This is a genomic window from Alphaproteobacteria bacterium HT1-32, from assembly GCA_009649675.1.
Taxonomy (GTDB): Bacteria; Pseudomonadota; Alphaproteobacteria; order Rhodospirillales; family HT1-32; genus HT1-32.
Map to the genome: position 1 here is coordinate 1 of WJPL01000009.1, position 3,811 is coordinate 3,811.

At 58.8% G+C, this 3,811-nt stretch carries 1 protein-coding gene; it reads left to right on the forward strand.

Features of this window, described 5'->3' with window-relative positions; all coding sequences use genetic code 11:
* Nucleotides 1-3,811, forward strand: a 3,811-nt coding sequence (locus tag GH722_20610; GenBank protein MRG74164.1) for a hypothetical protein, incomplete at both ends; no start/stop codon positions are given.

A 3,811-nucleotide genomic window follows, 5' to 3' on the forward strand; every position in this document is an offset into this window, starting at 1 on the left:
CACGGTTTCTGTGGATGTGGTGGACGATGTACCGACCGCGAACATGGATTGTGACTTTGTTGCAGGCGGTGTCGGCTCCTCGACCACGGGTAACGTGATCACGGGTGTTGATACGGACAACAGCGGTGGCTCACTGCAGGCTGACAATGTCGGTGCGGATGATCCGGGCAGCATTGTGTCGATCCAGTTTGGTGACCAGTCCGTCAGCTTCGACAATCCGGCCGATGTGAAGACGGATGGCGAAGGCAACAGCTATATCGAGCTGCAGGGCGAACATGGCACGATCCAGATGTTTGCGGACGGTTCCTACGAGTACACGGTCACGGATACGAGCGGCGGTACAGGGCAGAATGGTGTCAGCTTCTTCGAGCTTGGTGCCGATGACTTTGCCGGCGCGAGCTACGATGTCGATGGCATGTGGAACAAGGAAGTTGACGGTCATCAGATAACGGTCTCAGCTCGGGACGCCTATGGTAACGAGCGGACGATTTCCTCTGGTGAGCGGACTCCGGGTGACGGCGAAGCAAGTGGTGAGTTCCGCGGTCTTGGCATTGCCGGTGGCGGCGATACGGAAATTGACGGCGCAGAAATCCTTGAGGTCGATTTTGACGGCCTTGTGGTTAACAACATTGATGTTGGTTTGCGTGCGCTGTTCGCTGAAGAAGGCGGATCAGACGAAGTCGGCATCTGGGTAGCGTTCCGCGACGGCCAGGAAGTGGGCCGTGGTGATTTCCGCGGCGAGCATGAGCTGTCGGATCGCGAAAACACAGATGGCCAGGTTGAATTCCAGATCGACGTTGATGGCGGGTTCGACAATGTCGTGTTCTGCGTCACCAATGCTCAGTCTGACTTCTTCCTCGAATATATGCGCAATGGCGAAGAAGGCGGCGCGATTGAGGATCAGTTCAGCTATACGATCGAAGATTCTGACGGCGACCGTTCAACAGCGGATCTGAAGTTCTCCGTTGAGAATGGCGAACCGGTTCTGTCGATTGATCCTGATGCGATCACAATTGATGAAGATGACCTGAGCACGGGCAGCGACCAGAGCGACCCGACAAGCCTGACCGGTGATATTACGGTCGACTTCGGCTCTGATGGTGAAGGCGATGTGGTCCTCGAAATTCCGCAGGACCTGATCGACCGTGGCCTGACTTCTGGCGGTGAGCCGGTTGAATATGAACTGAGTGAAGACGGGAAGACCATCACGGCAACCGCCGGTGGTGAAGAAGTCTTCACGCTGACGCTGACGGAAGACGGTGGCAGCTATGGTTACAATTTCCAGCTGACAGGTAATCTTGACCACCCGACAGGTGAGGGTGAGAACATCATCGAAGATCTGCCGTTCACGGTTACTGCAACTGACAGTGACGGAGACAGCACTTCTGGCAGCCTCGTTGTGAGTGTCGTTGATGACGTACCGGAAGGTGCAACGGTTGAAGCCATCGACACGGCTACTGGTGTCACGCTGGATGAAGATGATCTGGCGGACGGTACGGATGGCGACAAGGAAAGCCTGAGTGCTTCTGGCGATCTGGGCCTTGACGGTGATCTGATCACCATCGATTACGGTGCAGATGGTCCGGCTGATGGTTCACCGACAGCTCTGGGTTATGACGACCTTGCCTTTGAACTGGAAGGCCCGAGCGGCCTGACCAGCCAGGGTGAGCCGGTGACCTATGAGTGGGATGCGTCGACGAACACGCTGCAGGCAACGGCCGATGGCCGTGATGTGTTCACGGTTGAGCTGAACGAAGACGGCACCTACACCTTCACGCTGCAGGACAGCCTTGATCATGGCGCGGCGGACGGTGAGAACGGTCTGGGCCTCGAGTTCACGCTGACGGGTTTGGTAGGTGAAGGAACCTTCACTGATTTTGATGGTGACAGTATTGACCTGAGCGAAACTACGATCACCCAGACCTTCTCTGTGAATGTTGTTGATGATACGCCTGCGGCAGCTGAAGTCGGCACGCCGACGGCGGCTGATACAGTGACGCTGGATGAAGATGATCTGGCTGACGGTACGGATAGTGATAAGGAAAGCCTGAGTGCCTCTGGCGATCTGGGTCTCGACGGCGACCTGATCACCATCGATTACGGTGCAGACGGCCCGGCAGATGGTGCCCCGACAGCACTGGGTTATGATGATCTTGCCTTTGAACTGGAAGGCCCGAGCGGTCTGACCAGCCAGGGTGAGCCGGTAACCTACGAATGGGATGCGTCAACCAACACGCTGCAGGCGACAGCCGACGGCCGTGACGTGTTCACGGTGGAACTGAACGAAGACGGCACCTACACCTTCACGCTGCAGGACAGCCTCGATCATGGCGCGGCAGACGGTGAGAACGGTCTGGGCCTTGAGTTCACGCTGACCGGCACACCGGATGTTGATGCGGGTACGGATTACGATCTGGATCCGGGCGCACTTGACGGTGCCTCGGTCACCCAGACCTTCTCCGTGAATGTTGTTGATGACACGCCTGCGGCCGCTGAAGTCGGCACGCCGACAGTGGCCGATACAGTCACGCTGGACGAAGACGATCTGGCCGACGGTACGGACGACACGAAGGAATCCCTCTCAGCCTCTGGCGATCTCGGTCTGGACGGTGAACTGATCACCATCGATTACGGTGCGGATGGTGCGGCCGATGGCTCACCGACGGCACTGCAGTATGACGATCTGGACTGGGCGCTTGAAGGCCCGGCGGGTCTGACCAGCCAGGGCGAAGCGGTTACCTACAGCTGGGATGCGGCAACCAACACGCTGCAGGCGACAGCCGACGGCCGTGATGTGTTCACGGTGGAACTGAATGAAGACGGCAGCTACACCTTCACGCTGCAGGACAGCCTCGATCATGGCGCAGCAGACGGCGAGAACAGCCTGGGCCTCGAGTTCACACTGACGGGCACACCGTCCGATGATGTGGCAACGGATTACGATCTGGATCCGTCGACACTGGCGGATACCTCGATCAGCCAGACCTTCAGTGTCAATGTGACGGATGATGTGCCGGAAGCGGCAGAAGTTGCGACACCGACGGTGGCCGATACGGTCACGCTGGATGAAGATGATCTGGCCGACGGTACGGACGACACGAAGGAGAGCCTCAGTGCAACGGGCGACCTCGGTCTGGACGGTGACCTGATCACCATCGATTACGGCGCGGATGGTGCAGCCGATGGCTCACCGACGGCGCTGCAGTATGACGATCTGGACTGGGCGCTTGAAGGCCCGGCAGGTCTGACCAGCCAGGGTGAAGCGGTCACCTACAGCTGGGATGCAGCAACCAACACGCTGCAGGCGACAGCCGATGGCCGTGATGTATTCACGGTGGAACTGAACGAAGACGGCAGCTACACCTTCACGCTGCAGGACAGCCTTGATCACGGGGCAGCCGATGGCGAGAACAGCCTCGGTCTCGAGTTCACGCTGACGGGCACACCGTCCGATGATGTGGCGACGGATTATGATCTGGATCCGTCGACGCTGGCGGATACCTCGATCACGCAGACCTTCTCGGTGAACGTCACGGATGATGTGCCGGAAGCGGCTGAAGTCGGCACGCCGACAGTGGCTGATACGGTCACGCTGGATGAAGACGATCTGGCCGACGGCACGGACGACACGAAGGAATCGCTCTCAGCCTCTGGCGACCTCGGTCTGGACGGTGACCTGATCACCATCGATTACGGTGCGGATGGCCCGGCAGATGGTGCGCCGACAGCTCTTGGCTACAGCGACCTGACCTTCGAGATCACAGGCCCGGCCGGCCTGACGAGCGAAGGTGAGCCGGTCACCTACAGTTGG